General features: G+C 65.6%; 21 protein-coding genes. 11 read left to right on the top strand and 10 right to left on the bottom strand.

Going from position 1 to position 25313, the window contains the following annotated elements:
- Position 1: 1 nt before the first annotated feature.
- Together NKF27_RS02550 and zapB are read left to right on the top strand one after the other, a co-directional pair.
- Complete coding sequence (locus NKF27_RS02550; protein ID WP_253555231.1) at positions 2 to 1117, top strand: FAD-binding oxidoreductase; 1116 nt, start codon at positions 2 to 4, stop codon at positions 1115 to 1117.
- A 328-nt stretch (positions 1118 to 1445) separates the two neighbouring features.
- Positions 1446 to 1667, top strand: a complete 222-nt coding sequence (zapB, locus tag NKF27_RS02545) for a cell division protein ZapB (RefSeq protein WP_253555230.1) — start codon at positions 1446 to 1448, stop codon at positions 1665 to 1667.
- Between the two features lie 153 nt (positions 1668 to 1820).
- Here the strand turns inward: zapB and NKF27_RS02540 are convergent, their stop codons facing one another.
- From NKF27_RS02540 to prfB, 7 genes are all read right to left on the bottom strand, one after another.
- The gene (locus NKF27_RS02540; RefSeq protein WP_253555229.1) at positions 1821 to 2402 is read right to left on the bottom strand and encodes a GNAT family N-acetyltransferase; all 582 of its coding nucleotides are present in this window, start codon (positions 2400 to 2402) and stop codon (positions 1821 to 1823) included.
- Complete coding sequence (locus NKF27_RS02535) at positions 2374 to 3324, bottom strand: hypothetical protein (protein ID WP_253555228.1); 951 nt, start codon at positions 3322 to 3324, stop codon at positions 2374 to 2376. Before NKF27_RS02535 ends, NKF27_RS02540 begins: the two co-directional genes overlap by 29 nt.
- Complete coding sequence (locus NKF27_RS02530) at positions 3321 to 3632, bottom strand: BolA family transcriptional regulator (RefSeq protein ID WP_045991309.1); 312 nt, start codon at positions 3630 to 3632, stop codon at positions 3321 to 3323. The genes NKF27_RS02535 and NKF27_RS02530 overlap by 4 nt, the downstream gene beginning before the upstream one ends.
- 72 nt (positions 3633 to 3704) lie before the next feature.
- Positions 3705 to 5171: an MFS transporter gene (locus NKF27_RS02525; protein ID WP_253555227.1), complete on the bottom strand. Its 1467-nt coding sequence runs from the start codon at positions 5169 to 5171 to the stop codon at positions 3705 to 3707.
- Positions 5172 to 5334: 163 nt separating this feature from the next.
- Complete coding sequence (locus NKF27_RS02520) at positions 5335 to 5721, bottom strand: hypothetical protein (RefSeq protein ID WP_045991311.1); 387 nt, start codon at positions 5719 to 5721, stop codon at positions 5335 to 5337.
- A 234-nt stretch (positions 5722 to 5955) separates the two neighbouring features.
- A complete protein-coding gene (gene lysS / locus NKF27_RS02515; protein ID WP_253555225.1) occupies positions 5956 to 7485 on the bottom strand; it encodes a lysine--tRNA ligase in 1530 nt (509 codons plus the stop codon).
- Between the two features lie 150 nt (positions 7486 to 7635).
- A protein-coding gene (prfB, locus tag NKF27_RS02510) for a peptide chain release factor 2 (protein WP_197037043.1) occupies positions 7636 to 8734 on the bottom strand; the annotation gives its coding sequence in 2 pieces (ribosomal slippage) (positions 7636 to 8658 and positions 8660 to 8734; 1098 coding nt in all).
- A 387-nt stretch (positions 8735 to 9121) separates the two neighbouring features.
- Between prfB and NKF27_RS02505 the strand changes: the two genes are divergently transcribed.
- From NKF27_RS02505 to NKF27_RS02475, 7 genes are all read left to right on the top strand, one after another.
- On the top strand, positions 9122 to 10753 hold the full coding sequence (locus NKF27_RS02505) for a peptide ABC transporter substrate-binding protein (protein WP_253555224.1): 1632 nt from the start codon (positions 9122 to 9124) through the stop codon (positions 10751 to 10753).
- A gap of 145 nt (positions 10754 to 10898) precedes the next feature.
- A complete protein-coding gene (locus NKF27_RS02500) occupies positions 10899 to 12512 on the top strand; it encodes a peptide ABC transporter substrate-binding protein (protein WP_253555222.1) in 1614 nt (537 codons plus the stop codon).
- 75 nt (positions 12513 to 12587) lie between these two features.
- Positions 12588 to 13514, top strand: a complete 927-nt coding sequence (gene oppB / locus NKF27_RS02495) for an oligopeptide ABC transporter permease OppB (RefSeq protein ID WP_253555220.1) — start codon at positions 12588 to 12590, stop codon at positions 13512 to 13514.
- A 9-nt stretch (positions 13515 to 13523) separates the two neighbouring features.
- Complete coding sequence (locus NKF27_RS02490; protein WP_045991316.1) at positions 13524 to 14408, top strand: ABC transporter permease; 885 nt, start codon at positions 13524 to 13526, stop codon at positions 14406 to 14408.
- A gap of 20 nt (positions 14409 to 14428) precedes the next feature.
- Positions 14429 to 16063, top strand: coding sequence for an ABC transporter ATP-binding protein (locus NKF27_RS02485; RefSeq protein WP_253555218.1), 1635 nt, complete (start codon positions 14429 to 14431; stop codon positions 16061 to 16063).
- A 242-nt stretch (positions 16064 to 16305) separates the two neighbouring features.
- Positions 16306 to 16521, top strand: a complete 216-nt coding sequence (locus tag NKF27_RS02480) for a stability determinant (RefSeq protein WP_253555216.1) — start codon at positions 16306 to 16308, stop codon at positions 16519 to 16521.
- Positions 16508 to 16789: a type II toxin-antitoxin system RelE/ParE family toxin gene (locus NKF27_RS02475; RefSeq protein WP_253555214.1), complete on the top strand. Its 282-nt coding sequence runs from the start codon at positions 16508 to 16510 to the stop codon at positions 16787 to 16789. Before NKF27_RS02480 ends, NKF27_RS02475 begins: the two co-directional genes overlap by 14 nt.
- Positions 16790 to 16970: 181 nt before the next feature.
- Here NKF27_RS02475 and NKF27_RS02470 read toward each other — a convergent pair whose 3' ends face one another.
- From NKF27_RS02470 to NKF27_RS02460, 3 genes are all read right to left on the bottom strand, one after another.
- Positions 16971 to 18005, bottom strand: a complete 1035-nt coding sequence (locus NKF27_RS02470) for an MBL fold metallo-hydrolase (protein ID WP_253555213.1) — start codon at positions 18003 to 18005, stop codon at positions 16971 to 16973.
- A 47-nt stretch (positions 18006 to 18052) separates the two neighbouring features.
- Positions 18053 to 19987, bottom strand: a complete 1935-nt coding sequence (locus NKF27_RS02465; RefSeq protein WP_253555212.1) for a TonB-dependent receptor — start codon at positions 19985 to 19987, stop codon at positions 18053 to 18055.
- A 364-nt stretch (positions 19988 to 20351) separates the two neighbouring features.
- Positions 20352 to 21668 carry an OmpP1/FadL family transporter gene (locus NKF27_RS02460; RefSeq protein WP_367399247.1) on the bottom strand — a complete coding sequence of 439 codons (1317 nt, stop codon included), beginning with the start codon at positions 21666 to 21668 and terminating at the stop codon, positions 20352 to 20354.
- 394 nt (positions 21669 to 22062) lie between these two features.
- Between NKF27_RS02460 and NKF27_RS02455 the strand changes: the two genes are divergently transcribed.
- Together NKF27_RS02455 and NKF27_RS02450 are read left to right on the top strand one after the other, a co-directional pair.
- Positions 22063 to 22512 carry a MerR family transcriptional regulator gene (locus tag NKF27_RS02455; RefSeq protein ID WP_253555211.1) on the top strand — a complete coding sequence of 150 codons (450 nt, stop codon included), beginning with the start codon at positions 22063 to 22065 and terminating at the stop codon, positions 22510 to 22512.
- On the top strand, positions 22509 to 25310 hold the full coding sequence (locus NKF27_RS02450; protein ID WP_253555210.1) for a heavy metal translocating P-type ATPase: 2802 nt from the start codon (positions 22509 to 22511) through the stop codon (positions 25308 to 25310). Before NKF27_RS02455 ends, NKF27_RS02450 begins: the two co-directional genes overlap by 4 nt.
- Positions 25311 to 25313 lie beyond the last annotated feature (3 nt).

The raw sequence follows: 25313 nt of genomic DNA, 5'->3' as shown, positions 1-25313 counted from the left end.
CATGGCTTCCCAGTATCCCAGCATCGCCATCATCGGCGGTGGCGTCATCGGCGTCTCCGTCGGCGTACACCTGCTCCGTCAAGGCGCCCGGGTCAACCTCTTTACCGAAGGTGAACTGGCCTCTGGCGCCTCTGGCCGCTCACTGTCATGGCTGAATTCCGCCGGTGAGCGCTCCCAGGCCTATCACGCCCTGCGCATGGCCGGCATCGATCGTTACCGCACGCTCTACGCCGAAAATCCCGAGTGCGACTGGCTACGCTTCGATGGAGGCCTGTTCTGGAGCGAAGACGACGTCAGCGTCCGTGAGCGCCACGCCAACGAAATGGCTCACGCCTATCACTCCCGCCTCACCGGGGGTGCCGACGTGGCTCGCCATACTCCCAACGTCAATACCGAAACCCTGCCCGACACTGCCATCTTCAATCCCGGTGAGGGCTGGGTGAGTCTGCCCCACCTGATCGATCACCTGATGCAGGAATTCCGTGAGCTCGGCGGCGAGCTAATCGCTCGCTGCGGCAAGGCCAGCGTGACACGCGATGCGGCGGGCCACGCCAACGGCGTCGACACTCAGCACGCCGGTCACTACCCGGCGGACAGGGTGGTGGTGGCCTGTGGCGCCCAGACGCCGGAGGTGGTGGCTCCTCTAGGAGTCACTATCGCCAATGCCTCCCCTCTCTCCATGCTGGTGGTGACCAAGCCACTAGAGCACGGGGTCGAGTGCGTGATGAATACTCCTCGCGCGGCCATTCGCCCCAACCCGGCCGGCAGCCTAGCGGTCGACCACGACTGGTACGAAGCCTATATCGAAGGGGATGATAATTCGGGCTACCAGATTTCAGAGGTTGTGATCGAAGAGTTGCTCGACGAAGCCTCTCGCCTGGTGAAGGGTTCGCCTCGGCTGGAAACCGACAACTACAAGATCGGCTACAAGCCCATTCCTGGCGACGGCGAACCCGTCCTCGGAGAACTCGAAGCGGTACCGGGGTGTTTCGTCGCCTTCACGCATTCAGGTGCCACCCTGGCCCTGGTGGTAGGCGAACTGCTGACCGATGAAATCCTCTCCGGCGCCAAAAACCCCATGCTCGAGACCTTCCGCCCGGAGCGCTTCAGAACCTAATCAGCGAGGAACAACTATAAGAATCGCTGTCGCGACAGAGCACCGCCGTGCCCCCCACCTGGCAGCTGCACCGCGAAGTCCGCGCCGGAGACAGCATGGGGCGTCTTTATCGCCGCAGCGAAAGCGACGCCGACTCGCTCAAGGACGCTGCGCCTGAGAGCTGAGCCGGCAGTACCCCAAGCACGCGACCGTCGTAATTCCTGAGCCGAATCAGCAAAGCAGCCCCGTCGCCGCCCGGCGACGCTTGTTCGCCGGCGGCGGCGGCGTTACGCTCGTTCCATCGGGGCGCGCGTCGCGCCTTCACCCCACGTCATGTCAGGAGACGAGGATGAGCACGGAACTCTTCAACCAACTCGAAAAGAAGGTCACCAGCGCCCTTGAGGCCCTGGAATTGCTGAAACTGGAAGCCGAGGAGTTGCGCGAGGAAAACGCTCGCCTGAAGCAGGATCGCGAAGAGTGGGAACGTCGTCTGACCGCCATCCTGGGCCAGCTCGATGAGGTGGAAGGCGAGACCGGCAGTGCCGACCAGGCACCCGCCCACAGCCTCTGACCTGCCTTGTGTGACGGCGGCGCTGACTCGAACGGCTGACGCGAACGGCCGACACGAACGAAAGGGCTCCCCATGGGGAGCCCTTTTGCGTTGTGCCGACGATGGAGGCAAGAATGCCGAGCGGAAGGAGGAAGCCGAGCGCTTGAGACCGCTTCAGCCAAGCGCCAGCGACATCAGCAATGCATCGACGCGCACACCGCCATCGGCCAGCGGCGGATAGTAGCCTCGGCGCACACCGTCCTCGGCGAAGCCGGCGGCTCGGTAGCAGGCGATCGCCGCGGCGTTGTCTGCACGCACCTCCAGCAGCAGTCGCTCCGAGCCCCACTGGCGCGCTACCGCAATCAGGCTTGTCAGCAGCCGTGCGGCAAGCCCTTGGCGGCGAGCTTGTGGGGCCACCAGGATCGCTTCCAGCTCGGCCTCGAAGGGCTGGCGTGCCAGCAAGGCGTAGGCGTGAATAGCCCTCTGCCCCGTCATGCCCGCATCAAGGCCGCCTTCGACGCCGACATCACTCGCCGGACCCAGCCGATCGATCCCCAGCAGCAGGCGCTGGTCATCTTCCAGTGCCTGGGCCAGCGCCTGAGGGCTGGACAACGGCGCTGACGCCATCGCTTCCAATCGCAGGAGGACGTCAAGATCGGCGGCGCCGAGGACACGGACAGGACCGTAGCCACCGCTATGCGGACAGCTCTGCTGGCCCGCTGTCGCCTCAAGCGCCATCGCTGTCGTCTCTGGCACCATCGTCTCCAGCACCATCACCTCCAGCATCACCTCGAGTGCCGTCGCCCCACTGCGCCTGCCACTCGCCGATCTGCGCCCACAGCCGGCGCTTGGCCTCGGCGCCGACGCCACCACCGGCGAGCAGTTCGTCGAGCCCCGGGCCCTGCCACAACGGCAGCGCCAGGGTCTGGCTGTGCGCTGGCTGCGCGCCGTTGTCGGTGGCGTCGGACGGGTCCAGTGCCTGCATCAGCGCCTCCTGGTGGCCGAATACCAGCACCCGCTGCGGCGACCAGCCCCGACGGGCGCGCCCGGCCACAAAGGCCTTCAGCCCCTGACGCGCCTCGTCCAACGGCCGCCTGACCGGCAAGCCTTCTTCCAGTGGCCAGGCAAGGGAGTCGAATACCGGTCGCTGCGACGGCCTGACCCCGGCGGCGGTCAGGATATTGAGCAGAAGCCGCTGGTGCAGGGGCCCCAGCGGTTCGTCACGGGCGACCAGCAAAAGCCAGCGACCGTCGAGACAGGCCACCTGACAGCCGAAGCGCAGCGGCTCGGCGCCTTCCTCCGCCTCATCCTCTGCCGGCATGGCCGTGGGGGCCGTCGCCGCACCGTCGTCTGCATCGGGCACGATATCACCGAGCAGCGCCCTGGCCTTGCGCGGACCAGCCGGCGCCTGGGGTGCAGGAGCCTGGACGGCAGAGGACGAATCAGCGACAGCGGCCGGCTCGGTCGCCCCGGGGGAAGTGTCGCCGCCGGCCGAAGCGGGCATGTCATCGAGCAGCGCATGCAGGCCCTTGGCACCGGGCTGGGGCCGCTCCTCTGGTACCGGCTCGGGCCAGTCGCAGGCTTCGGTCTCGCGGGCGTTGGGCAGCTGGTAGCGGGCCACCCAGGCGGTCAGCCCCATGGCATCCAGATAGGCGAGCCGTGTCGGCTCCGGCGTCACGAGCGTGAGCCGCCCATGCAGTTGGGCGAGTCCGGACGCGGTGCGCTGCGGCTATCCCATTCACCGGGGGTGTAAAGGTGCAGCGCCAGGGCGTGGACCGGGCCGGACAGTTCATCGGCCAGCAGCGAGTAGATCTGCTGATGGCGCTTGACCGGCATCAGCCCGGAAAAGCGCTCGGAGACCAGGGTCACCTTGAAGTGGGTTTCCGAGTTCGGCGGCACGCTGTGCATGTGGCTCTCGTTCTCGACCACCAGTTCGGTGGGCTCCAGGGCCTTTAGCTTGTGTTCGATGGTCGCCTGAATACTCATGATGGGTACTCGCGTCTGTGACGGTTAATTTTGTACATACTGTGCCATTGTACGCCCTCGCCCAGCCGCTGACTAAGCCCGATCCGCGACCCGGTTCGGGGCGTCCTCGCCCACTCGTTCGGAGTAGCCGGCGCGCGCGGCCTTCTTCTGCTCCCGCGCCGCACGATACGCACGATGGGCCCGGGGGATACGCACCAGGCTGATCACCAGCGCCAGCAAGGTGGTGGCAGCGCCGACCCACAACGCCTGCTGAACGCCGGCGCCGGCGGCCAGGCACAGCCCGACCAGGGCCACCCCGAGCGACTGCCCCACCGTGCGGGTGGTACTCATCACCCCCGAGGCGTTGGCGCTGCGGGCCTTGGGTACGCTGGTCATCAGTTCACGGTTGTTGGGCGGCTGGAACAGGCCAAAGCCTGCGCCGCACAGGGCGGTGCGCCACAGGCTGTCGATCGCGCTGGCGTCCTGCGGCAGCGCCGCCAGGCTGACCAGCCCCAGCAACAGCATGGCAAGGCCCGCGCTCGCCACCACGCTCGGGTTGAAGCGATCGGCCAGACGACCGGACAGCGGCCCGACCACCATGATGGTCAGCGGCCAGGGGGTAAACAACCAGGCGGTATGCAGCGCCGAGTAGCCCATCTGCTGCTGGTAGAGAAACGACAGCGCAACGAAGGTCAGCCCCTGTCCGATGAAGGCGGTGCCCTGGGCGGACACTGCCAGGCTGAAACGCGGTTCACGAAACAGCCCCAGTGGCAGCAGCGGATGGGGAGCCCGCCCCTGGCGACGGATAAAGGCCACCGCCGACACCACCGTCACCGCCAGCCAGGCCAGGATCTCGGCCAGCGGCGCGCGATGACCGACGGCGTCCATGCACATGAACAGTCCCGCCAGCATGGCCATGGAGGCCAGGGCGCCGAAGGCGTCGAAGTTGCCCTCGCGGCGTTCCTCCCTGGGCAGGGCTCGCCAGGCCATGACCGCGGCGGCGGCGCCCAGCGGCACGTTGAGGGCGAACAGCCACGGCCAGTTGGCCACCGACAGCACCAGACCACCGATCGACGGGCCGGCGGCGTAGCCCCCCGCCACCACCAGCGACGACAGGCCCAGGGCACTGCCGAGCAGGCGCGAGGGAAAGATCGAGCGATACAGGCTCGGCCCGATCGACAGGGTGGCGGCGGCGCCGACGCCCTGCAGGGCACGAAACACCAGCAGGGTCTCGAAGTTGGGCGACAGCGCGCTGCCCAGCGCCGCCACCACGAACAGGGTGAGCCCTGCCACGTAGACCTTGCGCCGACTGAGCAACTCGCTGGCGGCGGCGAACACCAGCAGCATGGCCGCGCAGACCACCTGGAACAGGTTGGTGATCCACACCGCGCGGGCATCGGACACGCCCAGATCCCGCGCCATGGAGGGCAGCGCGATATTGATCATGGTGGTGTCCACCACTGCCATCAGGGTCCCCAGCACCAGGGCGATGACCGCCAGCCGTCGCTCCGGCCCGGGCAGGCCGTCGTCGCCGTCACGGGTGGAGAACAGTCGACTCATCGGGGCAATTCCTGGTGTTGTCTAGGCGGGTGTTGTCTTGCATCGGGGTGGTCAGGCACAGGAGGTCATGCCGGCACGCAACGAGACCGGCCGTGGCCGGTCTCGTCGACACCTGCGGGGTACATCCGGCAGACACTGATCAGCGGCGGCAGGCCGCGCTGTTTCAGTCCTGCTCGAGGTCGGCCAGCAGTTCGTCGTCCACCTCGGAGATCTCAAGCGCAGCCTCGCCATCCAGATCGATCGCCAGATAGCTGTGCTCGACCTGCAAGAAGCGCTGGAACAGCTCCCAGTTCAGGGCCTCGGGCCACTGCCGTTCGTCCTCTTCCCAGGCGCGCAGTTCGTTCTCGAGCACCTCGAGATAGCGCTCGCGAACGAAGGCTTCCAGCGCCTCAGGGGTGTCCATCTCCGGGATCAGGTAGACCGTGCTTTCCCGGTCGACGTCGGCGAGCGTGAGGTCGTCATCGCCCATGGTCGGTTCCAGGGCATTGATCCAGTCAACAAAGTGCTGGGTGGGTCTGACGCTCAGGGCGGAGCGGTTGAGCAGTTTCATCGCGGTCTCCTCGACGTCGAATCGCAGCCATTATGGGTGCTAAGGGCCTCGCTTGCCAGCAAAAGCCCGGCCCCGCCGACAATCCATCGGCCCGACCCCGCCGACCATCCATCGGCCCGACCCCGCCGACCATCCATCGGCCCGGCCCCGCCGACCATCCATCGGCCCGGCCCCGCCGACAATCCATCGGCCCGACCACTGGGGACATTGTCCCCGGGGGCCAGGCCGAACGGCTCAGGCCTCGCCGGCTTCCGGGCGCATCGCCGGGAACAGCAGCACGTCGCGGATCGAGGGGCTGTCGGTGAACAGCATCACCAGGCGGTCGATACCGATACCCTCGCCGGCGGTGGGCGGCAGGCCTACCTCGAGCGCACGCACGTAGTCGGCGTCGTAGTACATCGCCTCCAGGTCACCGGCGTCCTTCTCGGCCGCCTGGGCACGGAAGCGCTCGGCCTGGTCCTCGGCGTCATTGAGCTCGGAGAAGCCGTTGGCGATTTCGCGGCCGCCGACGAAGAACTCGAAGCGGTCGGTGACGAAGGGATTGGCGTCGTTGCGCCGCGCCAGCGGGCTGACCTCGGCCGGATACTCGGTGATGAAGGTCGGCTGGTCCAGGCGCGCCTCGGCCACCTCCTCGAAGATCTCGGTCTGCAGCTTGCCGAGCCCCCAACCGTCCTTGACCTTGATGCCGAGACGCTCGGCCAGGGCACGGGCGGCGTCGAGCTCGTCGATGTCCGCGGCCTCGATGCCTTCGCCGTGAGCCAGGATCGCCTCGCGCAGGGTCATCCGCACGAACGGCTGGCCCAGGTCGTAGGTCGCTCCCTGGTAGTTCAGGGTGGTGGTGCCGAGCACCTTCTGGGCGATCTCGCGCAGCATCGCCTCGGTCAGGTCCATCAGCGCCTGGTAGTCGACGTAGGCCCAGTAGAACTCGACCATGGTGAACTCGGGGTTGTGGCGGGTGGACAGCCCTTCGTTGCGGAAGTTGCGATTGATCTCGAAGACCCGCTCGAAGCCCCCTACCACCAGGCGCTTCAGGTAAAGCTCTGGCGCGATACGCAGGTACATGTCGATGTCCAGCGCATTGTGGTGGGTGATGAAGGGACGCGCCGTGGCGCCGCCGGGGATCGGCTGCAGCATCGGCGTTTCCACCTCCATGAAGCCGCGATCCTCGAAGAACCGGCGCATGGCGCTGATGATGCCGGCACGGGTCTCGAACACCCGACGCGAGTCCGGGTTCATGATCAGGTCGACGTAGCGCTGGCGGTAACGCGCCTCCATGTCGGTGAGACCGTGGAACTTGTCGGGCAGCGGGCGCAGGCTCTTGGTCAGGAGCTTGGCCTCGCGCATCATCACGTACAGGTCGCCCTTGCCGGACTTGTGCACCGGGCCATGGCCGGCCACGATGTCGCCGATGTCCCAGCCCTTGATGTCCTCGAGCAGGGCGGGATCCAGCCCCTTCTTGTCGACGTAGAGCTGGATCTGGCCGCTGACGTCCTGGATCACGATAAAGGGTCCGCGCTTGCGCATGATGCGCCCGGCGACCGCGGCCTCGCGGCCCAGCGATTCCAGCGCTTCCTTGTCATGCTCGCCGAGTTCCGCCTCGAGTTCGGCGGCCAGGCTGTCGCGGCGAAAGTCGTTGGGGAAGGCGCTGCCGCCCTCGGCCTCGGCGCGCTCGCGACGAGCCGCCAGCTTGGCGCGGCGCTCCGCGATCAGGCGGTTCTCTTCGGCAACGGCGTCATTGGTGGAAGGCGTATCCTGGTTGGCCATGGCTACTCGTCTCTGTCACGGCAGGGAAGCCGCCACAGCGGTTCCCCGAACGGCCCCGGCACGGGACCCATGAATGGTGGTGGCGAAACGCCCCGAGGCCACTTGGCTCCCGGGGCGAGGTCGCGACGCGGTGGGCTTGGCGACGGTCGCTTAAAGCCCCTGCTTGAGGCTCGCGACGATGTACTGGTCAAGATCGCCGTCGAGCACCTTGTCGCAGTTGCTCGATTGCACGCCGGTGCGCAGGTCCTTGATGCGCTGGTCGTCCAGCACATAGGAGCGGATCTGGCTGCCCCAGCCGATGTCGGCCTTGGAGTCCTCGGCCTCCTGCTTGGCGGCGTTGCGCTTCTGCATCTCCAGCTCCCACAGCTTCGCCTTCAACTGTTTCATGGCGAAGTCGCGGTTGGCGTGCTGGCTGCGCTGGCTCTGGCACGACACCACCACGCCGGACGGCTCGTGGGTGATCCGCACCGCCGAGTCGGTGGTGTTGACGTGCTGACCACCGGCGCCGCTGGAGCGGTAGGTGTCGACGCGCAGATCCGCCGGATTGATCTCGACCTCGAAGCTGTCGTCGATCTCCGGCGACAGGAACACCGAGGCAAAGGAGGTGTGGCGACGGCCGCCGGAGTCGAACGGACTCTTGCGCACCAGACGATGCACCCCGGTCTCGGTGCGCAGCCAGCCGAAGGCGTACTCGCCCTGGACGTGCACCGTGGCCGACTTGATCCCGGCCACTTCACCGGCCGACAGCTCGATGATCTCGGCCTTGAAACCGTGGGACTCGGCCCAGCGCAGATACATGCGCAGCAGCATGTTGGCCCAGTCCTGGGCCTCGGTACCGCCGGAGCCCGCCTGGATGTCGAGATAGGCGCTGTTCTCGTCCATCTCGCCGGAGAACATCCGCCGGAACTCGAGTTTCTCGAGGTTGGCCTGCATCGAGGCCAGTTCCTTCTCGACCTCGGCCACGGTGGCCTCGTCGTCTTCCATCTCGGCCAGCTCCAGCAGGTCCCGGCTGTCGCCGAGGCCCTGGTCCAGCTCGTCGATGGTGGCGACCACCAGCTCCAGCGAGGCACGTTCCTTGCCGAGTTTCTGGGCGTAGTCCGGGTCGTTCCAGACCGCCGGGTCCTCGAGCTCGCGGGTGACTTCCTCTAGCCGATCTTTCTTTTCGGCATAGTCAAAGATACCCCCTCAGGACGTCTGTCCGCTCAGACAGGTCCTTGATGAGGTTGTGAATCGGGTTGGTTTCCAACATGAAGTTCGCCTTTTGTCGTCCCTCGCCGGGTACCGGCATGCCGGTTGCGATGCGCCGGTGGCGATGGGCCAGTTGCGATGATCGTCGGCCAGGCCGCGATAAAGGGGATGCATTGTAGCCAAAACGTCTAACCCCGTCATCCTGCCCCTGCCATCGAGCCCCCTTGCCACAAGGGCTCCCACGGGGCTATCGACGAAACGCAAGACGTCATGAGAATTTTCGTCTGGACAGCACCGGAGCCACGGCGCGATGGTCGATATCGACTAAGCGGGCTTAGCCGGTGTCGCACACCTTGTGCGGCCTTCCCACGATGGCCGTGGTCGCAGCGAACCACGCTGCCAACGGCCCGGCCCGCGACAACAATGCCAACACGAACAAGGAACTGACATGATCGCGATCCGTGCTCGCTGGGCCCGCCGCCTGGCGCTGGCCTCCGGCCTGACCCTGTCCTCCCTGGCGGCCGCCATCAGTGCACCGGCCATGGCCGAGACCCTCGACCTTGGCGTCACCGGCGAACTCGCCTCTTTCGACACCTCCCAGATCTCCGGCGGCGTGTGGGAGTCCCAGATCCTGATGGACGTCTACGAGGGCCTGGTGAAGAACGCCCCGGACGGCGAGATCCTGCCCGGCATGGCCACCGACTGGGAGGTCTCCGAGGACGGCAAGACCTACACCTTCACCCTGCGCGAGGACGCCCGCTGGTCCGACGGCGAGCCTGTCACCGCCGAGGACTTCGTGTTCGGCTGGCGCCACCTGCTGGACCCGACCAACGCCTCCAAGTACGCCTACATGCTGTACCCGGTGGTCAACGCCCGGGAGGTCAACACCGGCGAGCTGCCCCTGGAGGAGCTTGGCGTGGAAAGCCGCGACGATGGCCGCACCTTCGTGGTCCAGCTGACTCAACCGACGCCCTACTTCCTGCAGCTTTTGACCCACTACACCGGCTACCCCCAGCCGCAGCACACCTTCGAGGCGTACGGCCGGGACTACGTGGATCTCGACAATATCGTCACCAACGGTGCCTTCACCCCTACCGAGTGGATCTCCCAGTCGCGCATCACCGTGGTCAAGAACCCCGAGTACTACGAGGCCGACCAGGTGGCGCTGGACGGTGTGCGCTACCACACCATCGAGGATCGCAACGCCGGCGTCTCGCGCTTTCGCGCAGGCGAGCTGGACATCATGACCGAGTACTCCTCGAGCATGTATCCGCTGTTGAAGGAAGAGATCCCCGAGGCCACCCACATGGCCACCTACCTCGGCAGCTACTACTACGTGTTCAACCACCGCGACGGTCATCCCACCGCCGACCCCAAGGTACGCGAGGCGCTCAACATGGCGGTGCGCCGCGACGTCATCGCCCAGCAGATCATGGGCGGCACCTTCCAGAAGTCGCTGTCCTTCGTGCCTGACGGCATCGATCACTACGAGGTGCAGAACACCAGCTTCGAAGACGCCGACGGCAATGACATCACCGATGACATGAACGCCCGCATGGCCCGCGCCAAGCAATTGCTGGAAGAGGCCGGCTACAGCCAGGAGTCACCGCTCGAATTGCGCCTGCGCTACAACACCACCGACGAGCACAAGAAGATCGCGGTGGCGGTGTCGTCCATGTGGCGCCCGCTGGGTGTCGAGGTGGAGCTGGTCAATGCCGAGGCCACGGTACACTACCAGACCATCGCCGAGGGTGACTTCGACGTGGCCCGGGCCGGCTGGATCGCCGACTACAACGACGCCGAGAACTTTCTGGCACTGCTGCGCTCCGGCGTCGGCAACAACTACGGAGCCTACGCCAACGAGGAGTTCGACGCCCTCTACGACCAGGCCGCTGCCACCCTGGACCTGGATGAGCGCAAGGCCGTCATGGAAAGCGCCGAGGCCCTGGCCATGGACGACGACGCCCTGATCCCGATGCTCTACTACGTCTCGCGCAACCTGGTGAACCCGAAGATCAGCGGCTGGGAAGACAACATCGAGGACGATCACCCGTCTCGCTGGATCTCCTTCGACGAGTAGCAGCGCTGGGTTGGTAAATAGCAGCGCTGGGCTATCTTCAAGGACTCGCTTCAAGGACTCGCTTCAACGACTCGCTGCGAGAACTCGCCTCCACCAGGAGGCGGGTCCCCTACCGACGCTCTGCCTACCCCACAAGGACTTCGCTATGGTTTCCATGGACGCTTTTCGTCCGCTGGCACTTGCCGGCCTGATGGCAACGACAAGCCTCGGACTCTGTCTGCCCGCTGCCGACGCCCAGGCCGCCACCCTTCAGGTCGGCAACGGCGCCGAACCCAGCACCCTGGATCCGCAGAAGGTCAGCGGCAACTGGGAGAGCCGGATCACCCGCCAACTGTTCGATCGTCTGGTCAACTACGGCCCCGACGGCGCCCTGGTGCCGGGCCTGGCCGAATCCTGGGAGCTGTCCGACGACGGCCGGGTCATCACCTTCCGGCTGCGCGAGGCGCAGTGGTCCGACGGCGAGCCGATCACCGCCGACGATGCCGTCTTCGCCCTGCAACGCCTGGTGACGCCGGCCACTGCCAACCACAACGCCAACCTCTACTACCCCATCATCAACGCCCGGGCGATCAACACCGGGGAGGCCGAACCCGAGAGCCTCGGCGTCACCGCGCTGGATTCCCACACCCTGGAAATCCGGCTGTCCGAGCCCACCGCCTATTTTCTTCAGGCCATGGCGATGACCGAGGCCGCACCTCTGCCCCGCCACCTGCTCACCAGCGGCATCGAGGACTGGACCCGGCCAGGCACCCTGGTGGCCAGTGGACCCTTCGTGCTCACCGACTGGAAGCCCCAGGACAAGGTCGAGGTGGAGCGCAACCCCCGCTACTACGCCGCCGACGAGGTGGCGCTGGAGGGTGTCGACTTCCACGCCATCGAGGACACCTCGGCGCTGATGAACCGTTTTCGCTCAGGCGAGCTCGACATCGCCTACGGCGCGGTGCCTTCCGCGCGGTTCGAGTGGGCCCAGGAGAACCTGAGCGAGTCGCTGCGCGTCGGGCCGCTGATCGGCAGCTACTTCTATATGCTCAACCTGCGCGAAGGCACGCCGCTCAGCGATGAGCGGGTACGCGAGGCGCTGAACCTGGCGCTCGACCGCGAGGTGATCACCGAGCGCCTGCTGGGCATGGGCCAGACGCCGTCCTACTGGTTCGTGCCCCGCACCATCGCCTCGCCCACCTCGGCAAGCCTCGACTTCCATGACCAGGACATGGACAGCCGCCGGGCCAGGGCCCGGGAGCTGCTGGATCAGGCCGGCTACGGGCCGGATCGACCGCTTGAACTTGAGCTGTCCTACAACACCCTGGAAGACCACAAGAAGATCGCCGTGGCCATCGCCGCCATGTGGCGCCCGCTGGGGGGCGAGATCGAGCTGGTCAATCGCGAGGCGGCGGTGCACTTCGCCGGCCTGCGCCAGGGCGACTTCGAGGTCGCCCGCTACGGCTTCGTGGCCACGGTCAACGACCCCTACGACTTCCTCAACGCCTACGCAGCGGGAGGCTCGGCGGCGGCCAGCACCGGCTACGCGGACCCCGAGTACGACGCCCTGGTCGAGGCCAGCACCCATGAGCTCGACGTGGACCGACGCGCCGCGCTGATGACCGAGGCCGAGCAGCGCCTGCTGGAAGCCGACGTGATGCTGCCGATCTACGACTACGTGGTCGTCAATCTGGTCTCGCCGGACGTCAAGGGCTGGCAGCCCACGACGCTCGACGTGCATCCGCTGCGCTACGTGTCCGTGGACGACGACGCGCCCTGACGATCATCCGCTTCAACCCTATCGCGGGCGCGGCCAGGGACGGCCCGCCCTCCATGTCAACCGAGGAACGGCGCCATGCTGAGCTACACCTTGAAACGCCTGGCCCAGGCCATACCGACGATGCTGATCGTCATCACCATCGCCTTCTTTCTGATGCGCATCGCCCCCGGCGGGCCCTTCGACGGCGAGCGAGCCCTGCCGCCGGAGATCGAGGCCAACCTGATGGCCGCCTATCACCTGGACGAACCGCTGTGGCAGCAGTACTTCCGCTACCTGGGCAACCTGGTCCAGGGCAACTTCGGGCCCTCGTTCAAGTACAAGGACTTCACCGTCACCGAGCTGATCATGCAGGGCTTCCCGGTGAGTCTGCAGATCGGCGGCCTGGCGATTCTGCTGGCGCTGGCAATCGGCCTGCCGCTGGGCATCATCGCCGCGCTAAAGCGCAATACCGCCGTGGACTACACGGTGATGGGCACGGCGCTGGCCGGCATCGCGGTGCCCAACTTCGTGGTGGCACCGGTGCTGGCGCTGGTGTTCGGGGTGCTGCTCGGCTGGCTGCCGGCGGGGGGCTGGAACGACGGCGCCCTGCCCAACCTGATCCTGCCGGTGATCGCCCTGTCGATCCAGCAGATCGCCTATATCGCGAGGATGATGCGCGCCAGCATGATCGAGGTGATGGGCAGCCACTATATTCGCACCGCCCGAGCCAAGGGGCTGACCGAGGCCGAGGTGGTCTGGCGCCACGCCCTTCGCCCTGCCCTGCTGCCGGTGACCTCCTACCTGGGCCCGGCCATCGCCGGCATCATCACCGGCTCCGTGGTGATCGAGCAGATCTTCGGCATCCCCGGCATCGGCCGCTACTTCGTTCAGGGCGCGCTCAACCGCGACTACACCCTGGTGATGGGCACGGTGGTGTTCTACGGCGCCCTGATCGTGTTGATGAACCTGATCGTGGACCTGATCTACTCGGCCCTCGACCCCCAAATCCGCTATGACGACTGAGGCGACGCCATGAGTACCGATTCCCTCGCCCCGACCGCCGCCCCCGTCGGCGACAGCCTCGGCCGCGACGCCTGGCGCCGGCTGAGCCAGAACCGCGCGGCCATGGCCAGCCTGTGGCTGCTCGGCCTGATGACCCTGGCCTGCTTCATCGGTCCCTGGCTGACCCCCTGGGGGCTGGCCGACGTCGACTGGAACGCCTTCGACGTGGGCCCGACCCTGGAAGGCGGCCACTGGCTCGGCACCGACGCCAACGGCCGTGACCTGCTGACCCGCACCCTCTATGGGGGCCAGGTGTCGCTGTCGGTGGCGCTGGTGGCGACCTTCGTCAGCCTGATCATCGGGGTGCTCTACGGCGCCGTGTCCGGCTATGTCGGCGGACGCGTCGACAACCTGATGATGCGCTTCGTCGACATCATGTACTCGCTGCCGTTCATGTTCCTGGTGATCCTGCTGATGGTGGTGTTCGGCCGCAACATCTTCCTGATCTACGCCGCCATCGGCGCGGTGGAGTGGCTCGACATGGCGCGTATCGTGCGCGGCCAGACCCTGGCGCTCAAGCAGCGGGAGTTCGTCGAGGCGGCCCACGCGCTCGGCGTCAAGGACGGCAAGATCGTCACCCGCCACCTGATCCCCAACGCCATCGGCCCGGTGATCGTCTACGTCACCCTGACGGTGCCCAAGGTCATCCTGCTCGAGAGCTTCCTGTCGTTCCTCGGCCTCGGCGTGCAGGAGCCGCTGACCAGCTGGGGCGTGCTGATCTCCGAGGGTGCCGACATGATGCAGACCTCGCCCTGGATGCTGCTGGTGCCCTCGGTGTTCCTGGCGCTGACGCTGTTCTGCCTGAACTTCCTCGGCGACGGCCTCAGAGACGCCCTGGACCCCAAGACCCGCTGATCGACGACGGAGACGCGACCATGACCGACACACAACCCAAGAACCCCCGTCGTCCCGCCCGCGAGGCGCTGCTCGAGATCGAGGGGCTCAGCGTCAGCTTCGAGCTGCCCCACGGCACCGTCCAGGCGGTCAGGGACGTCAGCTTTGCCATCAATCCCGGCGAGACCCTGGCGCTGGTGGGCGAATCCGGCTCCGGCAAGTCGGTGACCTCCACCGCCGCCATGCGCCTGCTGCCGGAGCTCGCCCGGGCCGAGGGCGTCATCCGCTTCAAGGGCGAGGAACTGCTGGGTGCCACCGCCAAGCGCATGCGCCGGATTCGCGGTGGCAATATCGCCATGATCTTCCAGGAGCCGATGACCTCGCTCAATCCGCTGCACCGCATCGGCGACCAGATCAAGGAGGTGCTCGACCGCCACCAGAGCCTCAAGGGGCGCGCCGCCACCGCCAAGGCCATCGACCTGCTCGAGCAGGTCGGCATCCCCGAACCGGCAAGGCGGGTGTCGAGCTACCCCCACGAGCTGTCCGGCGGCCAGCGCCAGCGGGTGATGATCGCGATGGCCCTGGCCGGCGAGCCGGAGATGCTGATCGCCGACGAGCCCACCACCGCGCTGGACGTCACCGTCCAGGCCCAGATCCTCGAGCTGCTCAAGGACCTGCAACGCCGCTACGGCATGGCGATCCTGTTCATTACTCACGACCTGACCATCGTCAAGCACTTCGCCGACCGGGTCTGTGTGATGCGCCACGGCGAGCTGGTCGAGCAGGGTGAGACCCAGGAGGTCTTCGCCAACCCGCGCCACGAGTACACCCGCATGCTGATCGACGCCGAGCCACGCGGGCGCAAGGCGCCGGTGGCCGACAGCGAGCCCATGGTGCTCGAGGCCAAGGACATGCGCGTACGCTTCGCCCTCAAGAAGCGTCTGTTCGGTCCCAGCGAGTACTTCGAGGCGGTGCGAGGCATCGACGTCAGCATCCGTCGCGGCCAGACGGTGGGCATCGTCGGCGAATCGGGCTCCGGCAAGTCGACCCTGGGCCGCGCCCTGCTGAGGCTGCTCAAGAGCCAGGGCGAGATCCGCTTCCACGACACCCGCCTCGACGTGCTGGACAAGACCGCCATGCGGCCGATCCGCTCGAAGCTGCAGGTGGTGTTCCAGGATCCCTACGGCTCGCTGTCGCCGCGGCTGACCGTTGGCGACATCATCGGCGAAGGGCTCAAGGTCCACGCCCCGCACCTGTCCCGCGCCGAGCGCGAGGCCCAGGTGATGGCGGCGCTCAAGGAGGTGTCGCTGGATCCTTCGATGCGCAATCGCTACCCCCACGAGTTCTCCGGCGGCCAGCGCCAGCGGATCGCCATCGCCCGGGCGCTGGTGCTCAAGCCGGAGTTCCTGCTGCTCGACGAACCCACCTCGGCGCTGGACCGCTCGGTGCAGGTCACCGTCATCGACCTGCTGCGTGACCTGCAACAGAAACACGGCCTGACCTATCTGTTCATCAGCCACGACCTGGCGGTGGTGCGGGCACTGGCCGACACCGTGCTGGTGATGAAGGACGGCGAGGTGGTGGAACAGGGCAGCGCCGAGGCGCTGTTCGCCGCGCCGAAGACCGAATACACCCGCAAGCTGCTGGCCGCCGCCATGCTCGATCAGGTGGCATAGGATGCAGTCACGGCACAGAACCCCATCAGGAGCCGCGACGCCGTAGAGGATCTGCTTCAAGGCTCCGGGGTTCTGCCTTACACTGATCAAGACGCCGCAAAAAAGTTGCGAGCGATAACAGGTCAGATGCCACCGGAGCGGAAGGGCCAGAAGTTGTCTGAGGTTGAAGGAGCTTACCCGGGGTTGACGAGGCTTGGCTGGGGGTGACGAGGCTTTACTGGGGTTAAAGAGGAGGCCGCACAATGAGCACCCCGCTGGATCACGAGTTCGAGACCCAGGAACAGGTAGACAGCTACGATCGCTGGTTTCGAGAGCGCGTGCAGCGCAGTCTGGATGATTCACGACCGTCCTTGGCGCACGATGACGTCATGTCTGAAACCCGCACGCTGCTCGAGTCCAAGCGTGCCTCGAATCCAACTGCGCCTGGAGTCCAAGAAAGGCGCCGTGACGCTGATTGAATGGCGTCCCCAGGCGCGCAAGGCGCTACGGGACATCATCGATTACCTGAGCGACCGCAACCCCCAAGCCGCGGAAACGCCGTTGTGGTCGATAGAAAAGACGGCCGAAGGTCTTGCCCAACATCCCTACCTTTACCGCCCGGGCAGAGTCAGGGGGACGCGAGAAGCCGTCGTTCACCCCAACTACCTGATGGTCTACCACATCTCCAACGATCGCATTGTCATCATCGACGTACTTCACAGCCGCCAGGAGTACCCCAAGGACTAACGGGGGAGTCGCCATGACAGGACCTTGTCACGATAGATAGCCGGTGACCGCTACCTCGCCCGGCCCCCTTGGCTCCCCCCCTGTTCGGTTGTCCGGCACCACGTCGGATCAGTCCCCCTCGTCGATGGCGTTCTATTCGTCTTTTGAACATAAGGCGCTGCTTTGGCTCGTATGAACGTCTCTACTCTGTCGGATGCTCGCCTGCGTAGACACGCTCGGCCTGGGCCAGCGAACAGCTCATCAAGAGGTCCAGGGCACCCAGCGCCTGGTCGCTGACGAAGGGATGGGGGTCGCCGGCTTGCCGCTGCTCCAGCGCCTCGATCCGCGCCAGGGTGTTGTCGCGGGTGGGATGGTTGGACAGGAAGACGTCCACGCCCTGCTGTTCAGAGATCGCCTTCATTCGTGAGGCGGAGGCCGAGTACTCCCGCAAGCGGGCCTCGTCCGGCCCGAAGTTGAAACCGGTACCGCCCCACAGCACCGCCCGATGGGTACTCTCGCCATCCTTCAGCGGAATCACCAGCGACAGCGTGCCGAGGGTATGGCCGGGGGTCACGTAGGCCTCGAGGGCCGTATCGCCAAGAGTCAGGGTGTCGCCGTCGGCGATGGTGATATCGCGCACTGGAGGCTCGCCCCAGCGGGGATTGTCGATGGCCAGCTCCGGCTGTTCGAGGGCGGTCCAGTCCGCATCGCTCATGACCACCTGGGCACCGTAGTTGTCGACCAGGTACTGCTGACCACCGTAGTGATCACCGTGGGCGTGTGTCACCACCAGATAGGTGATGTCCTCGGGATCCAGGCCCAGATCCACCAGCCCCTGCTCGATAAACTTCTGCGCTTCCTCGTTGTTGTTGAGGGCATCGATCAGAATGATCCCCTCGTTGGTGGTCAGCGCCCAGCTGGCGACGCCGGGCGTGCCGACGTAGTAGAGATTGTCGAATACCTGGGTCGGCATCGGCTCGGCCGGGCCGCGCTGGCGCCGGTCATCGCGACTGGACTCACGACGCTCCCGCTCTGCCGCCTCGCCTTTCGGACGCTGGCCCGCCACCTTGAGCCTGGCCGACAGGTCACACAGGCTGGAAAGCCCGGGGAAGGCCTGTCCGGCCGCCAGGCCCCGCTCAGCCAGCTGCTCGGGCAGCTGCTGGGGAGGTTCATCCACCGCCAGGGCGGTCTGACTCAGGGTGAGGCTTACCACGGCCCCTGCGATCATCGCTTTCATGGTCCTTCCTGTTCGCTGCTGTTCGTTTAAGTGGGTGGCTTGGCGCTCTAGAACTCCAGGTCGAGCCCGACCCAGTAGCGCCGTCCATCGTCCACATGACCGAAGTTATCGAGCTCGATGTCCTTGTCGGTCAGATTGTAGATGCCGGAAAGCACACGGATCTGTCGTGTCGCCTGCCAGGTGAGCCCCGCGTCCCAGGTAGCGTAGGACGGGGCCCGGATGGAGGTGCTGCTGTTGCTTGAGAGATTCACCGGCTGGCTTTCCTCGCCGCGGAAGGTAAAGCGCAGCCAGGGTGCCAGGGCCTCGGTGGCCTGCCAGTTGACGGTGGTATTGAACAGGTGGCGAGGCACCTGGGTCAGCGGCTGACCCTCGTTGTCACCGCTCTTCTGTTCGGAATCGGTGTAGGTGTAGGAGGCCTGGGCCTGCCAACGTTCGCCGATCGGCATCTGGACACCAGCCTCGATGCCCTTGGTGATGGCGTCATCGATATTGACGTTGGTGCGGGCGTCCGGGTCGCCAGCGGCCGCATCACCGCAGTCGCGATCGCCACAGGCGATGGTGGAGATCTTGTCATCGAAGTCGTTGTAGAACAGCGTCAGGCTGGCCTGAAGGCCGTTGGCGCCGTCATGGACCAGCCCCATCTCGTAGCTACGGGACTCTTCCGCGTCCAGATCCGGGTTGCCGTAGATATCACCACCCCTGCTCTCCTGGACCCAGTCGCCGGACAGCTCGCGCAGGTTGGGCGCGCGGAACCCGGTGGACATACCGCCCTTCAGGGTCCAGTCGGGGAGCAGGCTCCAGACACCGTAGAGTCGCGGGCTGTAGTGCTCACCGAAGAACTCGTGATCGTCCATGCGCAGCCCGGCGGTCAACGAGAAGCTGTCGGACAGATACCATTCGTCTTCGAGAAACAGCGCGTACTGGTAGACGGTGATCTCGTCGGTGCCTGCCAGGGCGTTGGTGGTGGTGTCCTCAAGTTTCTCGTCCTCCCAGGTGCCGCCGAAGGTCACGAAGTGGTCGCCCAGCGGCAGTACCCAGCGTGAATCCGCCACCGTATTGTGAATCTCGATATCGCGACCGACGTTGTCGGTTTCCTCCAGCTGCACGTAGGAATCCGAGGTCAGCAACCCCCAGTTGCCCTGGTGGGACAGCGCAACGGTCTTGTGTCGATTTTCGGTCTCGGCGTCGCTCGAACGCTCGGGCAGCGAGAATCCGGCACGACTGGTGCGATCCTGCTCTCGTCGGCTGACATCAAGCGAAAGTGAGTGATCGGGCGTGGCCTCCAGCGACAGCCGCGCGGCCAGGTTGGAAAACTCGCGCTTGGCATAGCCGCGCTCGATCTTGTCCTCCTGGCGATGCTGGTACTGACCGGTCAGCTGCAACCCGAGGACGTCGTCGGCCAGCGGACCGGACACATACAGCTGATTGGTGAATTCGTTGCCGGAGTCACTGTCTTCCTGAATCGTCGCCTCGCTGCGCAGTTGGGTGACCCAATCCTCCGCGACCTTGCGGGTGATGATGTTGATGACTCCACCGATGGCATCGGACCCGTACAGGGTCGACATGGGGCCGCGGATGACCTCGATACGCTCGATGGCGCTCAACGGTGGCAGCCAGTCCTTCTGGAAGCCGCCCCCGCCGCTCGGCTGGGATTCCCGCGAAGTCTGCCGGCGACCGTCTACCAGCCACAGGGTGTACTGCGCCGGCATGCCACGCAGGCTGACGTCTTCGCCATCGCCACCGCCGGTCACCACGACGCCGGGCACATCCTGTAGCGCATCGGTGATGTCCCGGTAGGCACGTTTTTCAAGCGATTCCCGGGTCACCACGCTGATCGAAGCAGGTGCCTCGGTCTGCGTCTGCTCATAGCCCGCAGCGGTAACGACGATACTGTCCAGGGCGAGATCCTGTTGCGCCTGAACAGACAGGGAAGCCGCCCCCAGGGGCAGAACAGACCAGCGAATCATCAAGCGAAGGGACATCCGGAGCACCAGGTTGTTGTATTGACCAAATACGATTGATTCGCAATGTTAACCAACCTGATGACGTCCAGACAGCGTTTAGCGAGCAGAAAACCGGCAAACCGATGCAACGGGATGTTCGACAATAGTGGACTTCGCCGATTCGCGTGCTATCACCCTGATGGTGAAGCATCGCTGTTGTTACCCCCTGCCCTTCCAGAAAGGCCTCCACTTGCAACGCTGATACCTTCTCTTGACATGGCTGGCTTCCACCAACGACAGCGCCCCCTCCTGGGAGGGGGCGCTGCGCAGGGTCTGGCTACGTTCTAGCGGAAGCCACTATCGGTCGCCTGGACCGAGCTGGCGGCCGGTCAGAAGCGATAGGTCAGAAGCGATAGGTCAGCTGGGCACCGAAGGCCTGGGCGGTGTTCTCGAAGTCCGCCTCGTAGGTGCCACGATTTTCCTCATCCTGGGAGATCTCCGCGTCGGACTCGTGGATGTAGGAGTAGGCCACGTCCACGGTCAGGTCCGGTGTGGGGGTCCAGCCGGCACCCAGCGAGAAGATGATGCGATCATCAGACGGCACCCGCACGCTGCGGTACTCGTCCTTGATCGGGGTCTCGTCGTAGGCGAGGCCAGTACGCAGCACCCACTGGGGGTTGAGCTGGTAGGCGGTACCGATGGAGTACTGCCAGCTGTCCTCGTAGTTCTGCGCCTCGACGATCTCGGAAAAGTCATTCTCGACGCGGATCTCGTCGAACTCGCTCCAGTTGGTCATGGCGGCGCCGGCCATCACCGTCCAGCGATCATTGAGCTCGTGGGTGACCGAGAAGTCCCACACCTCGGGCAGGGTGATCGACAGATCGGCGTCGACTTGTGGGGAGATAGTACCCACCTCAATCGCCCCCGGAACGTCGTTGCTAAGCTGAGGAACGCGCACGTTCGTAAAGCGCGCCTTGCCTTCGAGGTCATACTCCACCTCGGAGTGGTAGGCGAAGCCGAAGGTGGTGTGCTCCCAGGGCTTGTACATGGCACCGAAGGTAAAGCCCCAGGCGTTATCGTCGCCCTCGACGTCCACGTCGCCCTCGCCCGCCAGACTATTGCCGCCCAGCGGAGCGCCTGTTGCCGCATCAAAAAGACCGACCGCGCCTCCCTGAGTATTGGCAGTCAGCTCACCATCGATCTGGTTGTAGGTCAGGCCAAAGCCCGCCGAGAACTGCTCGCTGAACTTCACCGAGATGGTCGGCTGGATGGTGACCACCTCGACCTTGCTGCGATCACCGTAGAAACGCCCCTCGAACTGACCTTCGTAGTCGGTGATCAGACCGAAGGGCGCATAGACACCGAGGCCAAAGTGCAGGTTGTCGTTGATCGGCTGGACGTAGAAGCCGAAGGGAATAAAGGTGTCCGGCACCATATCGCCTTCGTTGGAACCATCGCCGGCACTATCTATATCGGTATCCACGGTCAGGAAGGCGGTACCGGCGGTGACCTGGGCACGATCGAGAAACGACATGCCGGCCGGGTTGCCGAACACGATGGTGGCGTCGGTCACGGTGGAGGCTCGGCCTGCATTGGAGGTGCCCTGGCCGCTTACGCCCTGCTCGTTGAGCTGAAAGGCGCCGGCCATCGCCTGGCCGGAAAGAGCAGCGGTGGCCACGGCAACCGCCAGGGTCAAAGGCTTGAAGTTGTTGTGCATCATGTCGGCGTCCTTATTATCAGCAAGCGTGTCGGCGTACTTGTTATGGCGTAGTGGTTATTGTGCAGTTGCGTCCGCGCACTTGTTCAGGCGCAGTTCCTTTCGAGCATTCTTTGTAATTTGTTTGATCTGCATTGCTTGGCCCTGTCGACGGGCCTGCTCGCAGTGTTTGCGAAGGCGCCAAAGAGTTCAAGGCCAAACGTTCGTTTTAATGGCCAAATTACTCATACTTTGGTCAAAGAACATTTGCCAATTCAGTCATTTCAAAGGCTTAGACAAGCTAAACAAAACGCTTCCTGCATACTTCAGGCGCCCTTGACCTTTGTGCAACACACAGGTTTTACACTGTTCCCATCGTTCTCCCATGCGCAGCGCCGATGGGCGCCCAGGAGTGCACATGAAGGTCAGTGAACTGGCAAGAATCACCGGCGTGACCGCCGAGACGGTGCGCCACTACACCCGAGAGGGTTTGCTGTCGCCCCGCCGAGACCCTGAAAACGGCTATCACCTCTATGGCGACCGCGATCGCGAGCGTCTGGACTTTATCCAGCGCGCCCGAACCCTGGGGTTCAGCCTGGCCGAGATTCGCGACATCCTGTCCCATGCCGATCAGGGGGATTCGCCCTGCCCCATGGTGCGCGACCTGCTGGCCGAACGGCTGCCGAAGATCCGCAGGCGCATCGCCGAGCTCGAGGCCCTGGCAGCGCGCATGGAAGACGCCATGCAGAGCTGGCAACACCTGCCAGACGGCGTCCCCGACGGACACAGCCTGTGCCGCCTGATCGAAAGTGTGCCGACGGCGTCCGTACCGGAATCCGCCAAGGCTAAACAAGGGGAGTCGTCATGAATCGCCTCGAGGAGCACCAGTTTCAGGTGACTGGAATGTCCTGCCAGGGCTGCGTCGGGCGCATGCGCCGGGCTATCCAGGAGCACGACGCCGAAGCCCAGGTCGAAGGCGACCCCGGGAGCGGCACGCTGTCGGTTGCCTCATGCATCGGCGCCGACGAATTAGCCGCCCTGCTGTCTCAAGCCGGCTACCCCGCAGAGGCGAGTGCCACCGATGAGCAGATAGCCAGCGACAGCACGACCACGCCACTAGCGCCCGCCGAGACGAGTGCCACCGACGAGCAGATAGCCAGCGACAGCACGACCACGCCACTAGCGCCCGCCGAGACGAGTGCCACCGATGAGCAGATAACCGCCGACAGCGCGCCCACGCCGCTAGCGCCCGCCGAGGCGCCGTCGTTTCAGGAAGAGCCCTCAGCGTCACTGCAAGAAGAGCCCTCAGCGCCTTCGCAGCGTCTGGCGATCCAGGGCATGACCTGCGCCGGCTGCGTGGCCAGTGTGCAGAAGGCGCTGGCCGCCACCCCAGGGGTCGAGCGCGCCGAGGTCAACTTCGCCTCCCATACCGCGCGGATCCACGGCGACGTCGACGCCGAGGCGCTGGTTCAAGCGGTGGAATCCGTGGGCTACGGCGCCGAACCCATCGTCGACCTGCGCCAGGCCGAACGCCAGCGTGCCGAACGCAACCAGCGCGAATACCGACGCAAGCTCAAGGGCAGCCTGGCCTCGCTGGCGCTGGCGGTTCCGCTGATGGTGATGATGCTGATCCACCACCCTGAGCCGACTGGTCTTGCCCGCCTCGGCTGGGGACTGGTGGGCCTGGCGACGCTGGCCGTGCTGGCGTTCCCGGGACGCGCCTTCTTCGTCGGCGCCTGGAAGGCGCTGCGTCACCACCAGGCCAACATGGATACCCTGATCGCACTGGGCACCGGCACCGCCTGGCTCTACTCCATGGCGGTGGTGGTGGCTGCCCCTTGGCTGCCACAGGCCGCCCGTGGGCTCTACTTCGAGGCCTCGAGCATGATCATCGGCCTGGTGCTGCTGGGCAAGGCGCTGGAACTGCGGGCCCAGGGCAGGACCTCGGACGCCCTGCATCGCCTGCTCGACCTGCAGAGCCAGAGCGCCCGAGTGGTACGTGAAGAGGGCGAGCTGGACCTGCCCATCGACGAGGTTCGCCAGGGCGATCTGATCCGGGTGCGGCCCGGCGAGCGCCTGCCCGTGGACGGTGAAGTGGTCGAAGGCGACAGCCATATCGACGAATCGATGCTCTCGGGTGAGCCCGCGCCGGTGGCCCGAGGCCCGGGCGACGAGGTCAGCGCAGGCACGGTCAACGGCCGGGGGTCGTTGGTGTTCCGCGCGACCCGCGTCGGTGCCGATACCCGACTAGGGCGCATCACCGAACAGGTGGCCAACGCCCAGGGCTCCAAGCCACCCATCGGCAACCTGGCCGATCGCGTCTCGGCGGTGTTCGTGCCCAGCGTGATGATCATCGCCGTGCTCACCGCCCTGGCCTGGTACCACTTCGGCCCCGAGCCGCGGGTCATCCATATGCTGGTCACCGCCACCACGGTACTGATCATCGCCTGCCCCTGCGCACTGGGCCTGGCCACCCCGTTGTCGACCATGATCGGGGTGGGCAAGGCCGCCGAGCACGGCGTGCTGATACGCTCCGGCGAAGCGCTGCAGACCGCCAGTCGACTGACCACCCTGGTGGTGGACAAGACCGGCACCCTGACCGAAGGTCGCCCCAGGGTCACCGACTGCCGCTGGTTCGCTGGCGAAGCCAGCGACGACCGCACCCGGCTGCTGGGTCTGGTCGCGGCCATCGAGGCCCGTTCCGAACACCCCCTGGCCGAGGCCCTGGGCCGCTATGCACACGACCATGGCCATGCTCATGCCCCTGACCATGCCGACGCCGACACCAACCCCAGCGACGAATCTGGCGGCAGCACCGCTAGTGCCTCTTCTTTCGCCAACAGCACCATCGAGGCCTTCGAAAGCCTGACCGGACGCGGCGTGCGTGCCCGGGACGCTGAGGGACGACGCCTGGCCATCGGCAATGCGGCGATGATGCAGGAGGAAGGCGTCACACTCGCTGACCATGAGCTCGACGACTGGCAGGCCCAGGCCCGCACCCTGGTCTATCTGTCGCTGGACGGCGTCCTGACGGCGGGCTTCGCCATCGAGGATCCGTTGCGCGAGGACAGCCTCGACGCGGTAGCGCGACTGCGGGCCGATGGCCTCAAGGTGGTAATGCTGACAGGTGACAATAGCGCCACCGCCCGCGCGATTGGGGAAGAGGTCGGCATCGATGAGGTCCACGCCGAACTGTCGCCGGAGGACAAGCACGCCGAGATCGAGCGCCTTCAGGCCGAGGGCGAAGTCGTCGGCATGGTTGGCGACGGCATCAACGACGCCCCCGCCCTGGCCCGGGCCGACGTCGGCTTCGCCATCGGCCAGGGCACCGACGTGGCCATCGAAAGCGCCGGGGTGACGCTGATGCGCTCATCGCTTCACGGCGTCGCCGCCGCCATCGAGATCAGCCAGGCGACCCTGGCCAATATCCGCCAGAACCTGTGGGGCGCACTGGGCTACAACGCCCTGTGCATCCCCATCGCGGCCGGCCTTTTCTACCCGCTCACCGGCACCCTGCTGTCACCGATGATCGCTGGTGCCGCCATGTCGGCCTCGTCGATCACCGTGGTGGCCAACGCCAACCGGCTGCGACTCAAGCGCCTGCGCCCCCAGAACGCACGAGCGTCACGCCCCGCCACCTCGCCATCGCAGGAGGTGCTGTCATGAGCA

Source organism: Halomonas sp. DN3, assembly GCF_024137905.1.
Lineage (GTDB): Bacteria > Pseudomonadota > Gammaproteobacteria > Pseudomonadales > Halomonadaceae > Halomonas > Halomonas litopenaei.
This window is presented reverse-complemented; position numbering and strand designations above follow the sequence as displayed.